The sequence below is a fragment of the Streptomyces sp. NPDC003247 genome (genome assembly GCF_042888135.1).
Lineage (GTDB): Bacteria > Actinomycetota > Actinomycetes > Streptomycetales > Streptomycetaceae > Streptomyces.
Genome location: NZ_JBIAPF010000007.1, coordinates 1 through 22,658 on the forward strand (window position 1 = coordinate 1; position 22,658 = coordinate 22,658).

The following is a 22,658-nucleotide window of genomic DNA, read 5'->3' on the forward strand; positions in this document are numbered from 1 at the left end:
ATGTGTTAAGCACGCCGCCAGCGTTCGTCCTGAGCCAGGATCAAACTCTCCGTGAATGTTTTCCCGTAATCGGGACGACACCACGAGAGCGGAACAGTCAGGCGGAATAGGCCCGACCGTTCACAGCGTCCTCGCTGTGTTTTTTCAAAGGAACCTCATCCTCGGCTATCACTGCCGGGGACGGGGTATCAACATATCTGGCGTTGATTTTTGGCACGCTGTTGAGTTCTCAAGGAACGGACGCTTCCTTTGTACTCACCCGAGAGACTCTCTCAGGCTTTCCTCCGGGCTTTTCCCTTCGGTCTTGCGTTTCCGACTCTATCAGATCTTTTCTCGATCCGATTTCCTCGGTGCTTTCCAGGTTTCCGCTCTCGCGGTTTCCTTTCCGGCGGTTCCGACTCTATCAGATCCTTTCGGCGTCTGATTCCCCGTCAGAGGGGGGTTGTCTTCCCGGCCGTTGGGCCGTTCCGACGTCTCAAACCTTAGCGGATCCGTACCGGCGAGCGCTAATCGAGCCGCCGGCCCCAATTCGAATTGCATTCGGGCATGCCGAATTCAGTCCCGTGGGGAGATCTTGCTGTGGTGTGAGGTGCCGCTTCAGCGGCGGAGGTGCTGTCGAAGAACCGTTACGGCTCCGCGGCAACCCGAAGAACTGTACGGATCGGGGAGGGGGGTGTCAAGCGCCCCCTGTCAAGATCTTTTAATCGAGGTCGGTGAGTCGTCCGCCGGCGTCCGGCTGGGCGTGCTCCACCCGGCGCAGCAGCCTGGTCAGGACGTCCCCGAGGGCCGTGCGGTCCTCCGCGGAGAGGTCCTGGAGCAGGTCCTCCTCGAAGACGGTCGCCAGGCGCATCGCCTCCAGCCACTTCTCACGGCCCTCGGGGGTCAGCTCCACGATGACCCGGACCCGGTTGGACTCGTCCCGCTCCCGGGTCACCAGTCCCTCGGCGACCATGCGGTCGATCCGGTGGGTCATGGCGGCCGGCGTGAGGCCGAGGCGCTTGGCGAGGTCGCTGGGGCCCAGTCGGTAGGGGGCGCCGGAGAGGACGAGCGCCTTGAGCACCTCCCACTCGGCGTTGCTGATGCCGAGGGCGGCGGTCTGACGGCCGTAGGCGACGTTCATACGGCGGTTCAGGCGGGACAGCGCCGAGACGATCTTCTCGACCTGGGGGTCGAGGTCCTGGAACTCGCGCTGGTAGGCGGCGATCTGCTCTTCGAGGGTCGGCTCGCCGCCGATGCCGGTGCTGCCGGAGGTGTCGCCCATGGGCGTCAGTATCGCACGCGGGTCGTTCGCGTTGAAGTTCTTCGAGGTGTACTGTTTAGCCTTGAAATTTATCTTCGAAGTCTTCGGTTCTAAGAACTGAGCTTCGCCACCAGTGAGCGACTACCTGAGAGAGGTGAACGTGACCAGGGCGATGGGCGCGGCGATGCGCCGGATCCACGTGGGCAACGCACTCAGCGCGTTCGGACTCGGTTTCACCGTCCCCTATCTGTACGTCTACGTGGCGCAGGTGAGGGGGCTGGGGGCCGTGACCGCGGGGCTCGTCCTCGCCGTCTTCGCCGTGGCCGCGCTGATCGTGCTGCCGTTCGCCGGTCGGGCGATCGTGCGGCGCGGCCCGCTGCCGGTCCTGATCGCCGCCCTGGTCACCGCCGCGGTGGGCGCGCTGGGCCTGGGGCTGGCCGGCAGCGCCACCGCCGTACTGGCCGCGGCGGCCGCGCTCGGGGCCGGGCAGGCCGTGATGCAGCCGGCGCTCGCGACGATGATCGTGGACTGCTCGACCGCGGAGACGCGGTCGCGGGCGTTCGCGACGCAGTTCTTCCTGCAGAACCTGGGGCTCGGCGTCGGGGGGCTGATCGGCGGGCACCTCGTCGACACCACGCGCGTGTCGTCGTTCACGCTGCTGTTCGCGATCGAGGCGGCGATGTTCCTGCTGCTGGCCGCAGTGGTGGCGACCGTGCGGATGCCGCACGCGCCACGGGTCGGGGACGCTCCGCGGGGATCCTCCAAGGGGAGCTGGAGGCAGTTGCTCGGGAACCGGGCGATGGTGCAGCTGTGCGTACTGGGCTTCGTCCTGTTCTTCGCCTGCTACGGACAGTTCGAGTCGGGGCTGAGTGCGTACGGGGTCGAGGCCGCGGGGATCTCCACGTCCGCGCTCGGGACCGCGCTCGCCGCGAACACGGCGGTGATCGTCGTCGCGCAGTTCGCCGTCCTGAAGTTCGTCGAGCGGCAGAAGCGGTCGCGGGTGATCGCCGCGGTGGGTCTGATCTGGGCCGTGGCATGGGCCGTGGCCGGGTACGCGGGGCTGGGGCACGGCAGCCGGGAGACGGCGACGGCGGCCTTCGTGTCGACGTACGCGCTGTTCGGGCTGGGGGAGGCGATGCTGTCGCCGACGGTCGCGCCGCTGGTCGCAGATCTGGCGCCGGCCGGGCTGGCGGGCCAGTACAACTCGGCGTTCGCGCTGGTCAAGCAGTTGGCGCTGGCGATCGGGCCGGCCGTGGGCGGGCCGATGGCTGCCTCGCTGCACGGGCCGTACGTGGTGACGTTCCTGGTGTTCTCGTTGGGGATCAGCGTCCTCGCCGTGCGGCTGGGGCGGCGGCTCACCCCCGAGCAGGATCGGCCGTGGCTCGGGCGGAACCGGGTGGTGGCCCGGGGCGCGGCAGCCACGGAGCCGGTCGGCGCCGAGGCGTGAGGCCGTCATGAGGACGCCATGAGGGCGTCATGTGGCTGTGTGGAGGCGGCCGTCGTCGTGGACGACGGGCGCCTCCGCGCTTTTTACGGGCCGTGGCGTCGTCAGTCCGTCGTGCGGGGCAGGACGAACTCGCACCACACCGCCTTGCCGCCGCCCGGGGTCCGTCTGCTGCCCCAGCCGGAGGCGATGGTGGCCACGATCGCGATGCCGCGGCCGGACTCGTCGCCCGGTTCGGCGCGGCGGCGGAGCGGCAGGTGGTCGTCGCCGTCGGTGACCTCGATGATCAGGCGGCGGTCGGTGCGGCGCAGACGCAGGCGCATGGGCGGGGTGCCGTGCTGGAGCGAGTTGGCGACGAGTTCGCTGGTGGCGAGGACGCCGAGGTCGTGCAGTTCGGTGGGGAAGCGCCAGCTGGTGAGGACGCCGGACGCGAAGGCACGCGCGCGGGGGGCCGCCTCCACGCCGCCGAGCAGATCCAGGGCGGCGTTGCGGAACAGCTCGCCGTCGGCGCCGGTGCGGTGCGGGTGCTGGAGGACCAGGACGGCGACGTCGTCGTCGTGGTCGGCGGTGACACCGGCCGAGCGGACCAGGCGGTCGCAGATCACCTGGGGGGTGCCGGTCGCGCCTGCCAGGGCGCGCTCCAGGGAGGCGATGCCCTCGTCGAGGTCCTCGTTCCTGCGTTCCACCAGGCCGTCCGTGTAGAGGACGGCCGTGGAGCCGGGGGTGAGGGGGACCGTGCCGGAGGCGTGCATCCAGCCGCCGGTGCCGAGCGGGGGGCCGGTGGGTTCGTCGGCGCGCCGGACGGTGCCGGTCTCGTCGCGGACGAGGATGGGCAGGTGGCCGGCGGAGGCGTACACCAGGCGTCCCTCGTTCGGGTCGTGGACGGCGTACACGCAGGTGGCGATCTGGTTGGCGTCGATCTCGGCGGCGAGGCCGTCGAGGAGCTGGAGGACCTCGTGCGGGGGCAGGTCGAGGCGGGCGTAGGCGCGGACGGCGGTGCGCAGCTGCCCCATGACGGCCGCCGCGCGGACGCCGCGGCCCATGACGTCGCCGATGACGAGGGCCGTGCGGCCGCCGCCGAGGGTGATGACGTCGTACCAGTCGCCGCCGACTGCGGCTTCGGTGCCGCCGGGCTGGTAGGTGGCGGCGATGCGCAGGTCGTCCGGTTGTTCGAGCTCCTGGGGGAGGAGGGAGCGCTGGAGGGTGACGGCGGTCTCGCGCTGGCCGCGTTCGCTGGCTCTGAGACGTTCGGCGGCCTCGGCGTGGTCGGTGACGTCGGTGGCGAAGATGAGGACGGCGCCCTCGCCGTTGTCCTCGGCGGCCGGGGTGCAGGTGAAGGTGTAGGAGCGGCCGTCGGGGGCCCTGCGGGACTTCAGGGTGCGCGGCCGGCCGCTGCGCAGGGCCTGGTCGAGGAGCGGCATCAGGCCCAGCTCGCGCAGCTCGGGGAGGGCCTCGGCGGCCGGTTCGCCGGGCGGCCGGACGCCGAAGGCCGCCGTGTAGGCGCCGTTGACGTAGGCGAGGCGGTGGTCGGGGCCGTGGACGAGGGCGACGAGGGCCGGGACGCGGTCGAGGACCTCGCGGACCGGGAGTTCGTCGACGGCGGGGACCGGGGGCGGCTCGTCGGTGAGCCGTTCGGCGCGGGCCGCGGGCACGGAGCCCTCGCTGCGTCGGTCGGTGGTGGTGACCGTGTGCTCGGCCCGCGCGTTGGCGCGGCGCTGTGTTCCGGGGAGCCGGGCGCTCCAGCGCGTGAAGTTCACGATTCCTTGCCTCGTGTAGTCGTCGTCGGCCGGCTCCGGGCCCGGCCTGGGCTCCGGGGGCCGCGCGGCGGTGGCCGCACATTGTCGCAGCACACCCGGGAAATGCAGCACGTGGAAACAGCCTCGTCGTGGGGCGGGGCGGGCAGTGGCCCGCCGTGGGCTCGGGAAAGGGCTCGGGAGGGTCGGGGGAGGCTCGGGGAGGGATGGGTCAGCAGTCTGGCAGGGGGCCGTCCGGGACGACATTCGTCAGACGCCGGGGCGGCCGGTGGAGTTCCTGGATCCGGCCAGGACTACCCGTTCGGGTTGCTGTTCGAGCCGCCCTTCGGGTCGTCCTTCTGGGTGTCCCGCCGGTCGTCCCGGCCGTCTTCCCGGCCGTTGTCCCGGCCGGTCTCTGGGCTGTCGTCCCGGCTGTCGTCCCGGCCGTTCTCCCGCCGATCGCCCTTCCCGTCGCCCTTCCCGTCGCCCTTCCGGTCGGCAGAAGGCTTTCCCCCCGCGGCCAGTTCGAACTCCGCACGGGGGTGTTCGAGTGAACCGAGCGAGACGATCTCCCGTTTGAAGAGGCCCGACAGCGTCCATTCGGCGAGCACGCGCGCCTTGCGGTTGAAGGTGGGCACGCGGCTGAGGTGGTAGGCGCGGTGCATGAACCAGGCGGGGTAGCCCTTCACCTTGCGTCCGTAGACGTGCGCGACGCCCTCGTGCAGTCCCAGGGAGGCGACCGAGCCGACGTACTTGTGGGCGTACGGCCGCAGGGGCTCGCCGTGCAGCGAGCGGACGATGTTGTCGGCGAGGGCCTTGGCCTGACGCAGGGCGTGCTGGGCGTTGGGGGCGGTGTACGTGCCGGGCTCGGCGGCGGTGACGTCGGGGACGGCGGCGGCGTCTCCGGCGGCCCACGCGTGCGTGACGCCCTCGACGGTCAGCTCGGGTGTGCATTTCAGCCGGCCCCGGTCGGTGAGGGGGAGGTCGGTGGCGGCGAGCAGGGGGTGGGGTTTGACGCCGGCGGTCCACACGACCGTACGGGTCGGGAAGCGGGCGCCGTCGCTGAGGACGGCCGTGCGGTCCGCGCAGGACTCCAGGCGGGTGTGGAGGCGGACGTCGATGTTGCGGCGGCGCAGTTCGCTGACGGTGTAGCGGCCCATCTCCTCGCCGACCTCCGGCAGGATCCGGTCGGAGGCCTCGACGAGGACCCATTTCATGTCCTCGGGCTTGACGTTGTGGTAGTAGCGCGTGGCGTAGCGGGCCATGTCCTCCAGCTCGCCGAGCGCCTCCACGCCCGCGTAGCCGCCGCCGACGAAGACGAAGGTGAGGGCCGCGTCGCGGATCGCGGGGTCGCGGGTGGAGGAGGCGATGTCCATCTGTTCGATGACGTGGTTGCGCAGGCCGATGGCCTCCTCGACGGTCTTGAAGCCGATGCCGTGGTCGGCGAGGCCCGGCACGGGGAGCGTGCGGGAGACGGAACCGGGCGCGAGGACGAGTTCGTCGTACGCCATCTGGCGGGGCCCGGTGCCCTCCTCCTCGGTGGCGAGGGTGGTGAGGGTGGCGGTGCGCTTGGCGTGGTCCACGGCGGTGACCTCGCCGACGACGACCCGGCAGTGCGGCAGGACGCGGCGCAGCGGGACCACGACGTGGCGGGGGGAGATGGCGCCGGCCGCGGCCTCGGGCAGGAACGGCTGGTACGTCATGTACGGGTCGGGGGTGACGACGGTGATCTCGGCCTCGCCCCGGCCGATGTCCCCTCTGAGCTTCCGCTGGAGCCGCAGGGCCGTGTACATCCCGACGTAGCCGCCGCCGACAACGAGAATGCGCGCACGTTCCTTCACCATCCCATGACGCACCCGGCGCCGGAGTTTGTCCACAGCCCCGGCACGGCGGGTGTCCGGGAGCGGGGCGGGCGCCGGGTTGGCCGAAACACCGGTGTGGAGTGCGGCGGCGCAGGTCAACCGGTGTGCGCCGGGGTGCGGGGAGAGGCGCAATCGGGACGTATGCGCCGCGTACTCCGATCGGGGGGCGCTCCGTGCGGAACCTGCCCCTTCTGAATTGAGTCCCGCTCAACTATGTTCGTGTGTCGACGGGGTGTAGGGGGAGGCGCTCCTCGGGTCCGCGACGGGCGGGTCCGGGTGGTCGCGGTCCCCGGTTTCCATCGCCCCGGCTTTTCGATGGCGGGGAGAGTCTCCGGGGGGAGACGTCATTACCGGGGGATCATTCATGCACATTCAGGACAGGCATTGGTCGTCCGCGTCCGCCCTTGCACCGGGCGGCGCGGTGAGCGCGGCGGCGGGCACGGGACGCGGGGACGGCCCGCGGACCACGCCGCTGCGCGTGGACGCACAGCGCAATCTGGAGCACGTGCTGCGCGCGGCGCGCGAGGTCTTCGGCGAGCTGGGGTACGGCGCGCCGATGGAGGACGTGGCGCGGCGCGCCCGCGTGGGCGTGGGGACCGTGTACCGGCGGTTCCCCAGCAAGGACGTGCTCGTGCGGCGGATAGCCGAGGAGGAGACCTCCCGGCTGACCGACCAGGCACGGGCGGCGCTCGGTCAGGAGGACGAGCCGTGGTCGGCGCTCTCGCGGTTCCTGCGGACGTCGGTGGCCTCGGGTGCCGGGCGGCTGCTGCCGCCGCAGGTGCTCAGGGTCGGTGTCTCCGACGAGGGCGGCGCCGAGGACTCCCCGGCCGACGCGGTGCGGGTTCCGCAGCAGCGGTCCCAGCCGGTCGGCGGTGAGCTGCGGCTGGTGTCCGAGGAGGGCGGTCCGGCGCCCGTGGACGACGCCGGGGCGGCAGCGCTGCTCGACGTCGTGGGCCAGCTCGTGGAGCGGGCACGCGCGGCGGGCGCACTGCGGCCCGACGTGTCGGTGTCGGACGTCCTGCTGGTGATCGCCACGGCGGCACCCTCACTGCCGGACGCGGCCCAGCAGGCGGCCGCTTCGGCCCGGCTGCTGGACATCCTGCTGGAGGGACTGCGGTCGCGGCCGGTCGGGTAGCGGGCGGTTCCGCCGGGGGCGGCGGACGGCTTCGTCGACCGCGGGCGGTTCCGTCGCCGGCCGGCTTCCGTCGGGGCCGGTTCCGCCGGTGACGGCGGGCCGGCTCGGCCGACGACGGTGGGCCGGCTTTGTCGGTGACGGCGGCTGGTTCCGCTGGTGACGGCGGCCGACTTCGCCGGTGACGGCGGCCGGTTCCGCCGGTGCCAGCAGCCCGTCCTGCCGGTGACGGCGGGCTGACTTCGCCGACGACGGCGGGCCGGCTCTCTCACCGGTGGCGGGCCGCATCCGTCAGCCGCGGCGGGACAGGTCCGTCCATGGTGGCGGGCCATGCCCGTCAGTGGTGGCGGAACAGGTCCGTCAACGGTGGTGGGCCGGTCCCTTCAGTGGTGGCGGCCGGATTCGTCAGCGGTGGCGGAAGCCGTGCGTGACTCGTAAGGGTGACGGTGGGGCGGGGCGTTCCGGCGCTCCGCCCCCGCCCTCCGCCACGGGCGTGCCCGGCGCGTCCGGCAGGCTGCGCGGCGTCTCTGCCGAGCGCGGCAGCCGAACCTTCCCCGTTCGGGTGAATTCCCGCACTGGAGTACGGCCAGCCCCCGAAGGACGGCTGGGTGGCCCGGTCGGTGGGGATCCCGGACGATGGCCGATATGGCACTCTGAGCCGGTGGTCGGGACCGGTTGGGCAGGCGGCGGGGGCTTTCCGCGATGAGCGTTGAGGGGCGGGACGGGTCACCGGGCGACGGTGGCGCGGAGGCCGGTGGCCGGATCGCACCGCAGGTGCCCAGTCAGGGCGGCCGCCCGGGTGTTCCCCGCGGCCGCGGTGCCGCGGCCGTGCCGCCGGACGGCGTCGGCGTTCCGGCACAGCGCGAGTGGCGGGCGGACGACAGCGTCCTGCCGCCGCCGGACGCGCCGCCGGCCGACGCCGAGCTGATCGGGCGGATGCGCTCGGGCGACGACACGGCGTACGAGGAGCTGTACCGGCGCCATGCCGACGCCGTACGCCGGTACGCGCGCACCTGCTGCCGGGACGCCCACACCGCCGACGACCTCACCGCCGAGGTCTTCGCCCGCATGCTCCAGGCCGTACGCCGCGGCTCCGGCCCCGAGCACGCCGTCCGCGCCTACCTGCTCACCTCCGTCCGCCGGGTCGCCGCCGACTGGACGCGGTCGGCGAAGCGGGAACAGCTCGTGGACGACTTCGCGGTGTTCGCCACGCAGTCCGGCCGGTCCTCCGAGGTCCCCGACAGCGACGCGCTCGACCTCGGCGCGGACGTGCGCGCGATGCACGAGGCCGATCGGTCCATGGCCATGCGGGCCTTCCGCTCGCTGCCCGAGCGCTGGCAGGCCGTGCTGTGGCACACCGAGGTCGAGGACGAGTCGCCGAGCGAGGTCGCCACGCTCTTCGGGCTCGACGCCAACGGCACCCGCGTGCTGGCCAGCAGGGCCCGTGAGGGCCTCAAGCAGGCCTACCTCCAGGCCCACGTCAGCGCCGCCCTCACCAGCGACGTGGAGTGCGCCCGGTGGGCCGACCAGCTCGGCACGTACGCCCGCCGCCGGCTGCGCACCCGCGCCGAACGGGGGCTGCGCAAGCACCTGGAGGAGTGCGCCAGGTGCCGGCTGGCCGCCCTCCAGATCGAGGAGGTGGCCGGAGGCATCCCCGCCGTCGTGCCGGTCGCGGTCATCGGCTGGTTCGGAGCCGCCGGGTACGCCAAGGCGGCCGCGCTCATCGCCGGCGGTGCCGGGACCGGGGCGGCGGGCGTCGCGGGCGGTGCCGCCGCGTCGGGCGGCGGATCGTCGGGCGCCGGGGGCGGTACGGCGGCCTCGGAGGGGCTGGGCGCGCCCGTGAAGGCCGGTGTCGCGGCCGGCGTGGTCGCGGTGGCGGCCGCGGCGGTGGCCCTCGGCCTCGTCGGCGACGACAGCCCCGCGCGGCAGCCCGTGGCCCATCCCCCCACCTCCGTCCCGGCCGTCCTGCCGGAGCAGCCCACGCCGGCGCCGACGCCCCGCCCCACCCGCACGCGGGAGGAGTCCACGCCGGCCCCCACGGTGATCGTCCCGGCCGGGGCCGCCACGCCGACGCCGAAGCCCACGTCCCGGACCGTCGGGAGGACGACGACCCCCACACCCACCCCCACACCGCCCTCCTCGCCCACCCCGACGCCCACACCCGCTCCCGACCCGGCACCCACCTCCACACCGTCTCCGGCACCCCCGTCGGCCCCGGCCGTCCACCGGTTCGACGAGCTGCCCTTCGACGTCTTCGGCGACGGCACCGGGCCGGAGATCCGCCTGGGCGGCAGCAGTTGGGTCTGGCAGCGCTCCGAGCTGTCCATCGCCGGCCGGCGCTACGCGCGCGGGGTGACCGTCCACGGGGACTCCTCCGTCACCGTCGACCTCAACCGCGCCTGCACCGCGTACGACGCCGTGGTCGGCGTCGACGACCTCACGGGGAAGCTCGGCAAGGTCACCTTCTCCGTCCACGCCGACGGGGACCGGCTCTGGACGTCCCCCGTGGTCGGGGGCGGTGACCCGGCCGTCCCCGTCCACGTGGACCTCACCGGGCGCCGGACGGTCCGGCTGGTGGTCGAGCCGCACGACCCCCTCGACACGCTCACGCTCGCGGACTGGGCGGAGTCCGGGTTCACCTGCTCCTAGGCCCCAGGAGGGCGAAGTCCCCCTGTCAGGAGGGCACAGTCCCCCTGGATCGTTCAGCCCCCGGAGGAGACCGCCCGCCTCTGGGGGGCGATCCCCGCGGGTACCGCACGCGCGCGGGCCGGGGTGCCCGTCCAGCAGGTGCCGCGGCGGGACAGCAGGCGGCGCAGCCACAGTTCCAGGGAGACCAGGTCGGCCAGGCCGTCGAGCGGGAGGGGCTCGCCCGCCGCCGCCCCCCGCAGGGCCTTGCGGACCACCCGGGCCTCGATCAGGCCCGCCTCGGCGAGGAGAGGGGCGTCGAAGAGGGCCAGCACGGGGTCCGTGGCCGTGCGCAGGCCCGCACGGGCCGCGGCGGTGGTGGAGCCGAGGGAGGGGGCGCCCCAGCCGGGCGGGAGGTCGGCCACGCCGGAGCCCTTCAGGACGGTGCGCAGGATCGCGGCACGCGCCCCCGGTTGCACGCGCAGGGTCTCGGGGAGCGCACGGCAGGCGCGCACGACCTGGTTGTCGAGGAACGGGGCGTGCAGGCGCTGGGAGCGGATCTCGGCGGCCTGCTCCAGGACGCGCAGATCGGCCGCGTGGCGGGCGAGGGCGGCACGCGCGCGGTAGTCGCCGGGACGCTGGCCTGGGCCCACGCCGGCGCGGTGCGCCATGGACTGGAGGCGAACCGATACTTCAGCCAGTGCCTCTCCGGTCAGCCAGCGCGCGGCCGGACCGGGCCCGCCCCAGGCGAGGGCCGCCAGCGAGGCCCCCACGGCGCCCGCGGCGCCCGCGGGATCGTCGAAGCGGCGGTGCAGCAGCCGTTCGGCGAGGCCCTCCACGCCCGCCCCGTACGGGGTACGGGCCAGCCGGCGGGCGGCGCCGTACACGCGCGCGGGGACGAGCACGGACCCCTCCGCCTTCGTCAGGGCGGCGACGGGCCGGACGAGGTGGCGTCTCTTGCGGTCCATCAGCAGGTCGGCGAGGCGGGCGGGGTGGGCGTCGAGGACCTGGCGGGCGCCGTGTCCGGTGAAGTGGTCCGCGCTGCCCGCGGCGAGGCGCGCGCGGTGGCGGGCGGCCGTCACCAGGCTCGGGCCGGGTTCGTCGGTCAGGGGGCCGTCCAGGTCGGCGTACGGCAGGGTCTCCTCGCCGCCGGCCACGACGACGTGGTGCAGGCGGGGGTTGGCCGCGAGGGTGCCGGCCCGCTCGACCTCGGCCTCGTGGCCGCCGACGGCCAGGTCGTTGAAGGTGACGGCCAGCAGGCGCTCGCCGGCGCCGGTGCCGTGCCCGAGGAGCGTGCCGGGCCTGCCGGGCAGGCCCGCCGCGAGCAGCGCCAGCGTCCCCGAGGCGGGACCGCCGGACAGGTCGGCGCCGATGCCCGGGACCGGCATCCCGCGCGCGGCCCGTCGCTCGGCGGGGCCCATGCCGGGGACGGGCCCGGGGTCGATGTCGGGGACGTGCCGCGGCGCCGACAGACGCGCGCGTACCGCTTCGACGAGGGCGTCGCGCACGGCGTCGACCGCGCTGTCCGGATCGGCCGGGGGCGCCGCCACGGCGAGGGAGGCGACCGGCTCGTACCCGGCGATCTCGCGCGCCCCGGCGCGCAGGATCAGCGCGTGCCCCGGCGGAACGCGTCGCACGCCGTCGTACGGCGTGGAGTCGTGCACGGCGGCCGGTACGTCGGGGGCGGCGAGGAGGGCCGCCAGGTGGCCGAAGTCGAGGTTGGCCTCGACGAGGTCGGCCAGCGGCAGCGCGGCCGTCGCGTACGCCGTACCGCCCGCCCAGGGCGTGTGGAACACCGGGCGGGCGCCCGCCAGATCACCGCAGACGGTGATGCGCCGACCGACCTGGACGATCGCGGTGTAACTGCCCGGCCAGGCCGTCAGATGGCGCAGTGCCCCTCCGCGCGCGGCGAACAGTCCGACGCGCAGCTGCTCGTCCGTCGCCCCGCAGATGCCGAGCACGGCGATCCGGGTCTGGGCGTCCGCCCGCACCACGCGCACCTCGTCGGGCCGCCAGTCGCCGACCGCCCACAGCGGATCGGGGTCGCCCCACAGCGGTTGGGAGCCCACGGGGTGCAGCGTCTCGCCGTCGTACCCGATGCGCCCGGCGTCCTCGCCGCGGCCGGCGTACCCGCCGCCGTAGCCGCCCGCTCCGACAGTGCCGGGACCGGTCCCTCCCGCGGCGGCGCTGCTCCATCCCACCAACCACCGCATCGACGCCTCCACAGGCTGTGGACAAACCAGTGCACCGCACGAACGGTTCACATGCTGCCACGAAGAACGCGCCGCAGAAGGAGGTGACGCCGCTTGAGATCCCCGGAGTGCGCCCCCGTGAACGCCCCCGCGCCGACCTGCGGGACCATGGGCACTCGCGCGCGCGGGGCGCTGGTGACCGCGCATGCCCTCGCCTGTGCGACGCGAATGCGCCCCCGAAACGCTCCCCCAAAACACCCCGCGCGCCCTCGATTTCCATGGTGGGAAGCGAATTCACCCACAGAACACGGGGTCGATTTTCGGCCAATTACCGGACGGCGGGCCGCCGTCGGGCCGCCGTCGGGCCGGACCCGCGCACGCTCCGTACACAGCCGCGCGCCTCGGACGGCGCGCCGGCCCGGGAGACGGAGCTCGCCTCCCGGACCGTTCCGCCGCCCGCGGGGATGGTGGCGGCGGTGTCCCCCAGCCCACTGGATCCAGTACAGCGGGCCGACCCACGCACGACCCATGGAACCGCTCCCCCCGTGGCCGGAGAAGAGCGCACGGACGGGCGCACGGCCACACAGCGGGAGCACGCCGCGACGGTGCGTACCCATGCCGGCACTTTGGTACGTGCCACAATCCCGCCATCCGGAAGAATGCCCCTTAACGCTTGGGATGCGGCGAACTACGCTGGGTTTACGAATGCCGCGTGGTTATGCCAGCGCGGCAGCCGTCTGTGTCGAGGGGTGGCGCAATGTCCAGGGAGCAACGCGGGCCGAACGAAAAGCTCGGCGCCGTTCTCGCCCTCGCGGGAATCAGCAACGCCGGACTCGCGCGACGCGTCAACGACCTCGGCGCCCAACGCGGGTTGACTCTTCGCTACGACAAGACGTCGGTGGCGCGCTGGGTGTCGAAGGGCATGGTGCCGCAGGGCGCCGCTCCGCACCTCATCGCGGCCGCGATCGGCCAGAAGCTCGGCCGCCCGGTGCCGCTCCACGAGATCGGCCTGGCGGACGCGGACCCCGCGCCCGAAGTGGGCCTCGCCTTCCCCCGGGACGTCGGCCAGGCCGTGCGCTCGGCGACGGAGCTGTACCGCCTCGACCTCGCCGGCCGCCGGGCCGGCTCGGGAGGCATCTGGCAGTCGCTGGCCGGCTCGTTCGCGGTCAGCGCCTACGCGACGCCCGCCTCACGGTGGCTGATAACCCCGGCCGACAGTTCGGTGGCGCGCGAGGTGAACTCCGCCGAGGGCTCCGGCGCACCGCTCAAAGTCGGCCACAGCGACGTGCAGAAACTGCGGGAGGCCGCCGAGGACGCCAGGCGCTGGGACTCCAAGTACGGAGGCGGCGACTGGCGTTCGTCGATGGTGCCGGAGTGCCTGCGGGTGGAGGCGGCCCCCCTGCTGCTGGGCGCGTACTCCGACGAAGTGGGCCGCGCCCTGTTCGGGGCGAGCGCCGAACTGACCCGGCTGGCCGGGTGGATGGCCTTCGACACCGGCCAGCAGGAGGCCGCGCAGCGGTACTACATCCAGGCGCTGCGCCTGGCGCGCGCGGCGGCGGACGTCCCGCTCGGCGGCTACGTCCTGGCATCGATGTCCCTCCAGGCCACCTACCGCGGCTTCGGCGACGAGGGCGTCGACCTCGCGCAGGCCGCCCTGGAACGCAACCGCGGCCTGGCCACGGCCCGCACCATGAGCTTCTTCCGCCTGGTCGAGGCTCGCGCCCACGCGCGCGCGGGCGACGCGCAGGCCGCCGGCGCGGCCCTGAAGGCCGCCGAGAGCTGGCTGGAGCGCGCCCGCGAGGGCGACCACGACCCCTCGTGGCTCGGTTTCTACTCCTACGACCGCTTCGCCGCCGATGCCGCCGAGTGCTACCGCGACCTGAAGGCACCACGCCAGGTGCGCCGCTTCACGGAGCAGGCGCTGTCGAAACCGACGGAGGAGTTCGTGCGCTCGCACGGGCTCCGGCTCGTCGTCTCGGCGGTCGCCGAACTCGAGTCGGGCAATCTCGACGCGGCCTGCGAGCAGGGGGTGCGCGCGGTGGAGGTGGCCGGACGCATCTCGTCGGCCCGCACCACCGAGTACGTCAAGGACCTCCTGCACCGCCTGGAGCCGTACGGCGACGAGCCCCGCGTGGTCGAGCTGCGCGAGCGCGCCCGGCCCCTGCTCATGGCGCCGGCGTAAGCACTGCGCCCTGGGGCGTCCCGGCACGGCACGCCGGGCCGGGCCGGGCCGCGCTGGGCCGGGCCGCGCTGGGCCGTGCCGCGCTGGGCCGGGCCGCGCTGGGCCGGGCCGCGCTGGGCTGTGCCGGGGGACGGCCGGGAGCGATGGGATCGCCGGGGCGCTCGGGACCAGCGGCCGGTGGGACCAGCGGGGCGCTCGGTGCAGGGGGGACTGCCGGGACCGATGAGAGCACCGGGGCGCCGGGGCCATGGGACAGCCGGGACGATGGGACCCGTGGGGCCCGTAGGGCAGGTAGGACCGCCGGGCCGCTTGGGATGCAGGGCACCCGTGCGGCGTGCCCGCGAGAAGTAGGACACGCTCCCGCGAGACGCGGGACACGGGGTAAGGGGCGCCGTCCGGGGTTTCAAGCCGTTGTCAGTGGCGCAGTGCACTATCGAAGCCGGGAGGTGGTGCAGGTGGCGCGGCAGGTGCCGGGGACTCGGGCGGTCGGCTACGACTGTGACGTGCTGGTGATCGGCGGCGGGATCGTCGGCCTGTCGACGGCGCACGCGATCACGCGGGCCGCGCCGGGTACACGCGTGACCGTACTGGAGAAGGAGCCGGGGCTCGCCCGGCACCAGACGGGGCGCAACAGCGGCGTCGTCCACAGCGGGATCTACTACCGCCCGGGCTCGCTCAAGGCGCGCTACGCGGTCCGCGGCGCCGCCGAGATGATCAAGTTCTGCGCGGAGTACGGCATCCCGCACGCCGTCACCGGCAAGCTGATCGTCGCCACCGACCGCTCCGAGCTGCCCCGCCTGCACGCCCTCGTCCAGCGCGGCCGGGAGAACGGCATCCCGGTCCGGGAGCTGGGCCCCGCGCAGATCACGGAGTACGAGCCGGAGGTCCGCGGCCTCGCGGCGATCCACGTCCGCACGACCGGCGTCTGCGACTTCACGGCGGTCGCCCGGCAACTGGCCGAGGCGTCCGGCGCGGAGATCCGCCACGGTACCCGGGTCGTCCGCGTCGACCGCCGCCCCGGCCGCGGCGTCGCCGTCCTGACCGCCCGCGGCGACATCGTCCGGGGACGCGTCCTGGTCAACTGCGCGGGTCTGCACTGCGACGAGATCGCCCGCCTGACCGGCGACGAGCCCGGGATGCGGATCGTGCCGTTCCGCGGCGAGTACTACGAGCTGGCGCGCCCCGAGCTGGTGCGCGGCCTGGTCTACCCGGTCCCCGACCCGGCGTTCCCGTTCCTCGGCGTCCACCTCACCCGCGGCGTCGACGGCAGCGTCCACATCGGCCCCAACGCGGTCCCGGCGCTGGCCCGGGAGGGGTACGGCTGGGGGGTCGTACGCCCGCGGGAGGCGGCGGCGACGGCGGCCTGGCCCGGGGTGTGGCACCTGGCCCGACGGCACTGGCGCCACGGCGCCGGCGAGCTGCGCCGGTCGCTGTCCAGGGCGGCCTTCGCGGACGCCGTGCGCCGGCTGCTGCCGGCCGTCGAGGACGGGGACCTGGTGCGCGCGGCGGCCGGAGTGCGGGCCCAGGCGGTGCTGCGGGACGGCGGTCTGGTGGATGACTTCCTGATCCGGGAGGGCCCGCGTACCGTCCACGTCCTGAACGCCCCCTCCCCCGCGGCGACGGCCTCCCTGCCGATCGGCCGGGAGGTGGCCCGGCGGGCCCTGGGGGCGCTGGCCGACGGCTGATCCCCACCGAGCACGCGCTCACCCCCGCCCCGACCCCGTCCACCCCGTCCACCCACGCACGTAAAATCGGCCCCACTGTGTCTGACTCCCTGAACACCCCCGACTCCCGACCCGCCCCCGGCGAGTCCCTCCGCCGTACCCGCGCCAAGGGCGAGCCCCGCTTCCCGGACGGCCCCAAGGCCGACCCCACCGGCTCGCACTTCGAGCGGCGGATCCGCAGCTTCCAGCCCCGCCGCAGCCGGGTGACCACGGGACAGGCCGACGCGCTGCAACGGCTCTGGCCGAAGTGGGGGCTCGACATCGACGGTCACCGCGTCGACCTCACCGAGCTGTTCGGGAACGACCACCCCGTCGTCCTGGAGATCGGCTTCGGGATGGGCGAGGCCACCGCGCGCATGGCGGCCGCCGCCCCCGGCACCAACCTCCTCGCCGTCGACGTCCACACGCCCGGCCAGGGAAACCTCCTCAACCTCGCCGACCGCGACAGCCTCACCAACGTCCGGGTCGGCAACGGCGACGCGATCATCCTGCTGCGCGAGATGCTGACCCCGGACTCCCTCGACGGCCTGCGCGTCTACTTCCCCGACCCCTGGCCCAAGAAGCGCCACCACAAGCGGCGCCTCATCCAGCCGGAGTTCCTCACCCTGGCCGCGACCCGCCTGAGGCCGGGCGCGCTGCTGCACTGCGCGACCGACTGGGAGCCGTACGCGGAGCAGATGTTGGAGGTGCTCACCGCGCACCCCGGCTTCGAGAACACGCAGACGGACGGCGGTTTCGCGCCCCGGCCCGAGTTCCGGCCGCTCACCCGTTTCGAGGGGCAGGGCCTGGACAAGGGTCATGTGGTGAACGATCTGCTGTTCCGTCGCGTACAGCACGGCTGACCCCGAGCACCCGCGCCGCCCGGGTCACCGCCCCCGGCCCCCTCCACCGCCGTCCTCTCCCTCGTTAGGGTCGATGCCGTGGCCACCAGTCCTCCGTACCCGCCGCACCCGCCACAGCCCCCGCAGCCGCCGCAGTCCGGCGCGGTGCCGGAGGGCGGTGGGGTCCGGCACGCGCACTGGTGGCAGCACACCTGGGTGCGGTACGGCGCCCTGATCACCCTGCTCGCCCTGTCCGGGCTGGTGATCCTCGCCCTGGTCCGCGAACAGACGGGCACCCAGGGGTTCCTGGTGGGACTGGGGCTGGCCGTGCTGCCCGTCCCGCTCCTCGTGGCCGTCTTCCGCTGGCTCGACCGGGTCGAGCCCGGACCCTGGCGGAACCTGGTGTTCGCGTTCGCGTGGGGGGCGTGCGCGGCGGCGCTGATCGCGATCGTCGCCAACAGCTTCGCCACCCGCTGGATAGCCACGGCGACCGCCGACCCCGCCGGAGCGGACACCCTGGGCGCGACGGTCGTCGCCCCGGTCGTGGAGGAGTCCGCCAAGGCGGCCGCCGTCCTGCTCGTCTTCCTCTTCCGTCGGCGGGACTTCACCGGGCTGGTCGACGGAGTCGTCATCGCCGGCGTCACCGGGACCGGCTTCGCGTTCACCGAGAACATCCTCTACCTCGGCAACGCCTTCGGCACCGACCAGCTCACCGGTGACGGCGGCATCGCCTCCGTCACCGCCGCGACCTTCTTCGTGCGCATCATCATGTCCCCGTTCGCGCACCCCCTGTTCACGGTCCTGACCGGCATCGGCTTCGGCATCGCCGCGCTCTCCGGGCACCGCCGGCGCGCCCGCCGGGTCCTGTTCCCGCTGGCCGGCCTGCTGCTCGCCATGGTCATGCACGCCCTCTGGAACGGCTCGGCGTCCTTCGGCGAGTGGGGCTTCCTCGCGGTGTACGGGGCGTTCATGGTGCCGGCGTTCGCGGTGCTGACCTGGCTGGTGGTGTGGACGCGCCAGCGGGAACTGGGCACCGTCCGCGAGGAACTGCCCGCCTACGCGGCCGCGGGGTGGCTCGCCCCCGGGGAGCCGTACGCGCTCGGCTCGATGCGCGCCCGGCGGCTGGCCCGCGACCACGCCCGCCGGTACCTGGGCAAGCCCGCCGCGCGCGAGGTGGCGCGGTACGAGGCGTACGCGACCTCCCTCGCGTTCCTGCGGCACCGGGGGAGCCTCGGCCGGGCCGGCGCCGACTTCGTCGTACGGGAGCGGGAACTGCTCAACGAACTCTGGCGGCGCAAGGACGTCGCCCGCCCCGCCCTGGAGCACGCGGCCCGCATGACGGCTCCCCCGGTCCCGTGGGCCGTGCCACCGTGGCCGGCGTACGGGGTCCACGGGCCCGGGCACCCCGGGCACCCCGGATACGGCGGGCCGGGCTACGGCCAGCCCGGTCAGGGACACCCCGGTCAGGTGCACCCCGGTCAGGGACCCTCCGGCCACGGACCAGGCGGTTACGGGTACCCGACGGGACCGGGGCCGTACCCGGGGCCGCACCCGGGGCCGTACCCGGGGCCGCACCCGGGGCCGCACCCGGGGCCGCACCCGGGGCACGGCCCCCACCACCCCTACCGGCCGTAAGAGCCGGGCCGGCGCGGTCCCCTCAGGCCGAGGCCTCGGTCAGTCGCGCGATCTCCCCCTCGGTCAGCTCCAGTTCGGCCACCCCCAGCAGCGCGGGCAGTTGCTCCACGGTCCGCGCCGAGGCGATGGGCGCCGCGACCGTCGGCCGGGCCGCGAGCCAGGCCAGTGCCACGGTGGCGACCTCGCTGTCGTGGGCGCGGGCGATCTCGTCCAGGGCGGCGAGCACCCGCCGGCCCCGCTCGGTCCCCAGGTGCCCGGCGGCCCTCGGGGCGCGGGCGCTGTCCACGGTCGTCCCGGGCCGGTACTTGCCGGTGAGGAAGCCGGACGCGAGCGCGAAGTACGGCACGGCGGCGAGCCCGGCCGCGGCGGCGAGGTCCTGGAGTCCGCCCTCGTACGTGTCGCGCGAGACGAGGTTGTAGTGCGGCTGGAGGGCGACGTACCGGGCGAGGCCCTCGCGGTCGGAGAAGTCCAGGGAGGCCCGCAGCCGCTCGGGCGAGATGTTGGAGGCGGCGATGTGCCGCACCTTGCCCGCCTTCACCAGTTCGTCGAGCGCGCCGACGATCTCCTCGACGGGCACCTCGGGCTTGTCGAAGTGGGTGTAGTAGAGGTCGATGCGGTCGGTGCCCAGGCGTCGCAGCGAGGCGTCGGCGGCGGCCTTGATGGTGGCGGCGGACAGGCCCTGGTAGTCGGGGTGCTGGCTCACCTTCGTCGCGATGACGACGTCGTCCCGGTTGCCGCGGGCCTTGAGCCACTTGCCTATCAGGGTCTCGGACTCACCGCCGCTGTTGCCCTCGATCCATGCCGAGTAGGAGTCGGCGGTGTCGACGAAGTTGCCGCCGGCGGCCGTGTAGGCGTCCAGGACGGCGAAGGAGGCGGCCTCGTCGGCGGTCCAGCCGAAGACGTTGCCGCCGAGGGCGAGCGGGAAGACCTCGAGGTCGGAGGAGCCGAGCTTGCGCAGAGACGTCATGCTCCATGGCAACGCCTCGGCCGGAGGCGTGTATTTCACGCCTCCGGCCAAGTGTTCGCAAACATCCGGGAGACCACCTCACCGGCCCCCGGAAGACTCAGGGCCTACGGGACGGCCTCAGGGGTTGAGCCCCTTGTCCCGGAGCCAGGCCGCGGGGTCGACGCCCGTGCTGCTGCCACCGGGGTGGACCTCCAGGTGGAGGTGGGCGCCGGTGACGTTGCCGGTGGCGCCGACGCGGCCGATCACGTCACCGGTGGAGACCTTCTGGCCGACGCTGACACTGATGGACGACTGGTGGGCGAACCAGAGTTCGGTGCCGTCGTCGAGGGTGAGCACGGTCTTGTACCCGTACGACCCGTCCCAGCCCGCCGAGGTGATGGTGCCGCTGTGGATGGCCTTGATCAGGGTGCCGGTGGGGGCGGCGAAGTCGAGGCCGGTGTGGTAGCCGGAGGACCAGTAGGCGCCGGCCTGACCGAACGTCGAGGTGATGGTGTACGAGGAGGTCGGCAGCGTGTACTGCTTGGCGAGCTCGGCGAGGCGCTCGGCCTCGGCCTTCTTCGCGGCCTCCTCGGCGGCCTTCTTCTTCGCGGCGGCGGCCTTGGCCTCCGCCTCCTTCTCCGCCTTGGCGGCCGCGTCGGCCTCGGCCTTGGCGGCGGCGGCCTCGGCGGCGGCCTGCGCCTTGGTCTCGAGCTGGGTCTGCTGCGACTCGGCCTGCGCCATGATCCGGCTGCGCAGCGCCTCGCCGGCGTCGGCGGAGCTGTCGCCGCCGTCGTCGTCGGCGGCCGTGGTGCCGAAGCTGCTGAGGGCGGACGCCGTGGATTCCTCGGGGGTGTCGTCGTCCGAGATCAGGGAACCCACGGAGGGGAGGTCCGGCATGGAGATGGAGACCGGGGGCTTGCCGGTGTTGGCGCTGGCCATGCCGCCCGCGCCGACGGCGGCTATGACACCGACGCCGAGAACGGTGGAGCTGCGGGCGAGTCCGCCGCGCTGCTTCGCGACGCGGTGCCGGCCGCGTACCGGGCGAACGGAATCCGCGGTGGGGTTCCACTCCTCCCAGGGGCCCTCGTCGGTGCGGTAGCCGCCGTAGCCGAAGGTCTGGCTGGGCGCGCTCGGGGCTTCTGGGGCAGGCCGGTTGGACGCCACGCGGGCGTACTCCTTTCCTTCCGTCGCCTACCGGGTTAGCTGACGGGTTCGGAGCGGGAAGGTCTCCTACGCGCGTATACCGGCCGTTACCTCACGGCGGCTCCGCGTGATTCACCCCAAGGTGGTGGTTCCCCGGTTCCCTTACGGGATTCGGCGCGTGCGCACGGAGCCGCCTCTTGTGACGGCTGGGACGACCGCGCTGCGTTATCGAACGTTAATAGACCCGGGGCTGGGTTTCCAAGCCGTTCCCCTTGATCAACAACATTGATGGCCTGGACTTATACCTCAGGGTCGATGAAATCAGGGCGAGTTGACCCGGTGTCGAACACGCTGCGCCCGCCAAGGCCTTTTTGATGGTGACTCAGTTGTTATGCGCAGGGCGCTCACCCGCTCACGTTCCGTGAGGGAGGCGCCGAAGACGTCTGGGCGGACGCCGAAGACGTCTGGGCGGACGCCGAAGACGTCTGGGCGGGCACCGAAGACTCGGGGGCGTGCGCCGGAGGCCCTGGGGGCGCGCGACGGCGCAACACACCGAGGGCCGGAATCCTGTGATCAGGATTCCGGCCCTCGGCCTTCAGTAGCGGGGACAGGATTTGAACCTGCGACCTCTGGGTTATGAGCCCAGCGAGCTACCGAGCTGCTCCACCCCGCGTCGGTATGACACCAGTGTACGCCATCCGCGGGGCCTGAAGCACACGGCTTCCCCGGGGCCGCCCCCCACGGGCCCCGGCCCGGCTCAACCGCCGTGCAGCAGATGCAGGTTGGGCTCCTTGGCCCGTTCCTCGTACTCGGGCAGGACGGCGACGTCGACGCCCGCGGCCGTCAGCAGGCCGGTGCCGTCGGCGTCGGTCACGAAGGTGTCGGGTTCGCGCCAGGCCGTCACCACCCTGCGGACGCCCGCGGCGAGGACGAGGCGGGCGCAGGGGGTCGGGCGGGAGGAGCGGCGGGCGCAGGGTTCGAGGCTGCTGTAGACGGTGGCCGTGGCCAGGCGGGGGTCGGCGGGGTCGATCTTCGCGAGGGCGGCCTCCTCGGCGTGGACGACGGGGTCGCCGGCCTCGCGGGAGTGGCCGCGGGCCAGCTCCGTCCCGTCCGCGGCCACCACCACCGCGCCCACGCTGAACGCGGTCCGCGACGGCGGGCAGGCGGCGGCCAGCTCACAGGCGAGGGCCAGCCAGTGCCGGTCGGCGGCGGTGGGGAGCGGGCCGGCGCCGGGCGCGGTGGGCTCGTAGCGCATCAGGACGACGTCGTCGAGGCGCCGTGTCTCGACCAGGCGCAGCCGTCCGCCCTGGTAGCCGCCGGGCCCGAAGAGCCGGGGCGCGTCCGGGTCGCCCACGAAGAGGGGCGCCAGGACGAGCTGGAGTTCGTCGGCGAGGCCTTCCCGCAGGAGCTGGCTGTGGATGGTGCCGCCGCCCTCCACCATGAGCCGGCGCACGCCCCGGACGTCGTGGAGGTGTTCCAGGAGCCGGCGCCAGTCGAGGCGGGGCCCGAGGGGGACGACGTCGGCGGCGAGGCCGAGCGAGCGGGCGCGCTCGGCGCCCGGGTCGGTGGTGTACACGACTTTCTCGCCGCCGGTGTGCCAGAACAGCGCCGCCGGGTCCAGTTCGCCGGAGCCGCTGACCAGGACCTTGAGGGGGTACTCCGGCCGGCCGGCCGCCCGGCGCGCGGCCCGGCGCTCGGGCGCGTTGACCAGGAGGCGGGGGTTGTCGGCGCGGAGGGTGCCGGCGCCGATCAGGATGGCGTCCACGGAGGCCCGCACCTCGTCGACCCGGTCGAAGTCGGCGGGGCCGGAGAGCAGCAGGCGGTCGGGGCCGGTGTCGTCGAGGTAGCCGTCGAGGGAGACGGCTGCGGACAGCAGGACGTACGGGTACGGCATCGGCGCGGCCTCTCCGGGGACGGTCGACGGGGTCATGGGGTGTGCACGGGGTCCTGGCGCGGCGGGGGTCGGCGGCAGGAGGTCC

At 73.9% G+C, this 22,658-nt stretch carries 14 protein-coding genes, 1 tRNA gene and 1 riboswitch; of the genes, 7 read left to right on the plus strand and 8 right to left on the minus strand.

Annotation, left to right across the window (positions count from 1 at the left end; genetic code table 11):
• Positions 1 to 700 precede the first annotated feature (700 nt).
• On the minus strand, positions 701 to 1,261 hold the full coding sequence (locus ACFYWQ_RS23480) for a MarR family winged helix-turn-helix transcriptional regulator (protein WP_385071362.1): 561 nt from the start codon (positions 1,259 to 1,261) through the stop codon (positions 701 to 703).
• Positions 1,262 to 1,412: 151 nt separating this feature from the next.
• Between ACFYWQ_RS23480 and ACFYWQ_RS23485 the strand changes: the two genes are divergently transcribed.
• A complete protein-coding gene (locus tag ACFYWQ_RS23485; protein WP_389519372.1) occupies positions 1,413 to 2,687 on the plus strand; it encodes an MFS transporter in 1,275 nt (424 codons plus the stop codon).
• Between the two features lie 101 nt (positions 2,688 to 2,788).
• Here ACFYWQ_RS23485 and ACFYWQ_RS23490 read toward each other — a convergent pair whose 3' ends face one another.
• Positions 2,789 to 4,441: a SpoIIE family protein phosphatase gene (locus ACFYWQ_RS23490; RefSeq protein WP_389518836.1), complete on the minus strand. Its 1,653-nt coding sequence runs from the start codon at positions 4,439 to 4,441 to the stop codon at positions 2,789 to 2,791.
• A gap of 290 nt (positions 4,442 to 4,731) precedes the next feature.
• Complete coding sequence (locus ACFYWQ_RS23495; RefSeq protein ID WP_389518837.1) at positions 4,732 to 6,261, minus strand: NAD(P)/FAD-dependent oxidoreductase; 1,530 nt, start codon at positions 6,259 to 6,261, stop codon at positions 4,732 to 4,734.
• A gap of 382 nt (positions 6,262 to 6,643) precedes the next feature.
• Between ACFYWQ_RS23495 and ACFYWQ_RS23500 the strand changes: the two genes are divergently transcribed.
• Positions 6,644 to 7,414 (plus strand): TetR/AcrR family transcriptional regulator, encoded by a 771-nt coding sequence (locus ACFYWQ_RS23500; RefSeq protein ID WP_389518838.1) that lies wholly within the window; start codon positions 6,644 to 6,646, stop codon positions 7,412 to 7,414.
• A 699-nt stretch (positions 7,415 to 8,113) separates the two neighbouring features.
• Positions 8,114 to 10,060 carry a sigma-70 family RNA polymerase sigma factor gene (locus ACFYWQ_RS23505; RefSeq protein ID WP_389518839.1) on the plus strand — a complete coding sequence of 649 codons (1,947 nt, stop codon included), beginning with the start codon at positions 8,114 to 8,116 and terminating at the stop codon, positions 10,058 to 10,060.
• 53 nt (positions 10,061 to 10,113) lie between these two features.
• On the opposite strand, the gene ACFYWQ_RS23510 is transcribed toward ACFYWQ_RS23505, so the two are convergent.
• Positions 10,114 to 12,249 carry an asparagine synthase-related protein gene (locus ACFYWQ_RS23510; protein ID WP_389518840.1) on the minus strand — a complete coding sequence of 712 codons (2,136 nt, stop codon included), beginning with the start codon at positions 12,247 to 12,249 and terminating at the stop codon, positions 10,114 to 10,116.
• 736 nt (positions 12,250 to 12,985) lie between these two features.
• Here ACFYWQ_RS23510 and ACFYWQ_RS23515 point away from each other — a divergent pair.
• From ACFYWQ_RS23515 to ACFYWQ_RS23530, 4 genes are all read left to right on the plus strand, one after another.
• Positions 12,986 to 14,410 (plus strand): MFS transporter, encoded by a 1,425-nt coding sequence (locus ACFYWQ_RS23515; protein WP_385071379.1) that lies wholly within the window; start codon positions 12,986 to 12,988, stop codon positions 14,408 to 14,410.
• A 425-nt stretch (positions 14,411 to 14,835) separates the two neighbouring features.
• Positions 14,836 to 16,095 carry an L-2-hydroxyglutarate oxidase gene (gene lhgO, locus ACFYWQ_RS23520; RefSeq protein WP_389518841.1) on the plus strand — a complete coding sequence of 420 codons (1,260 nt, stop codon included), beginning with the start codon at positions 14,836 to 14,838 and terminating at the stop codon, positions 16,093 to 16,095.
• A gap of 77 nt (positions 16,096 to 16,172) precedes the next feature.
• A complete protein-coding gene (trmB, locus tag ACFYWQ_RS23525; protein WP_389518842.1) occupies positions 16,173 to 16,976 on the plus strand; it encodes a tRNA (guanosine(46)-N7)-methyltransferase TrmB in 804 nt (267 codons plus the stop codon).
• A 78-nt stretch (positions 16,977 to 17,054) separates the two neighbouring features.
• On the plus strand, positions 17,055 to 18,590 hold the full coding sequence (locus ACFYWQ_RS23530; RefSeq protein ID WP_389518843.1) for a PrsW family intramembrane metalloprotease: 1,536 nt from the start codon (positions 17,055 to 17,057) through the stop codon (positions 18,588 to 18,590).
• 22 nt (positions 18,591 to 18,612) lie between these two features.
• On the opposite strand, the gene ACFYWQ_RS23535 is transcribed toward ACFYWQ_RS23530, so the two are convergent.
• From ACFYWQ_RS23535 to ACFYWQ_RS23550, 4 genes are all read right to left on the minus strand, one after another.
• Positions 18,613 to 19,557, minus strand: a complete 945-nt coding sequence (locus tag ACFYWQ_RS23535) for an aldo/keto reductase (RefSeq protein ID WP_389518844.1) — start codon at positions 19,555 to 19,557, stop codon at positions 18,613 to 18,615.
• 117 nt (positions 19,558 to 19,674) lie between these two features.
• Positions 19,675 to 20,700, minus strand: coding sequence for a M23 family metallopeptidase (locus tag ACFYWQ_RS23540; protein WP_389518845.1), 1,026 nt, complete (start codon positions 20,698 to 20,700; stop codon positions 19,675 to 19,677).
• 7 nt (positions 20,701 to 20,707) lie between these two features.
• Positions 20,708 to 20,866, minus strand: a riboswitch (cyclic di-AMP (ydaO/yuaA leader).
• A gap of 412 nt (positions 20,867 to 21,278) precedes the next feature.
• Positions 21,279 to 21,352 (minus strand) — tRNA-Met (locus ACFYWQ_RS23545).
• Between the two features lie 84 nt (positions 21,353 to 21,436).
• Entirely contained in the window at positions 21,437 to 22,573 is a 1,137-nt protein-coding gene (locus tag ACFYWQ_RS23550; RefSeq protein ID WP_389519374.1) for a dihydrofolate reductase family protein, read from the minus strand.
• Positions 22,574 to 22,658 lie beyond the last annotated feature (85 nt).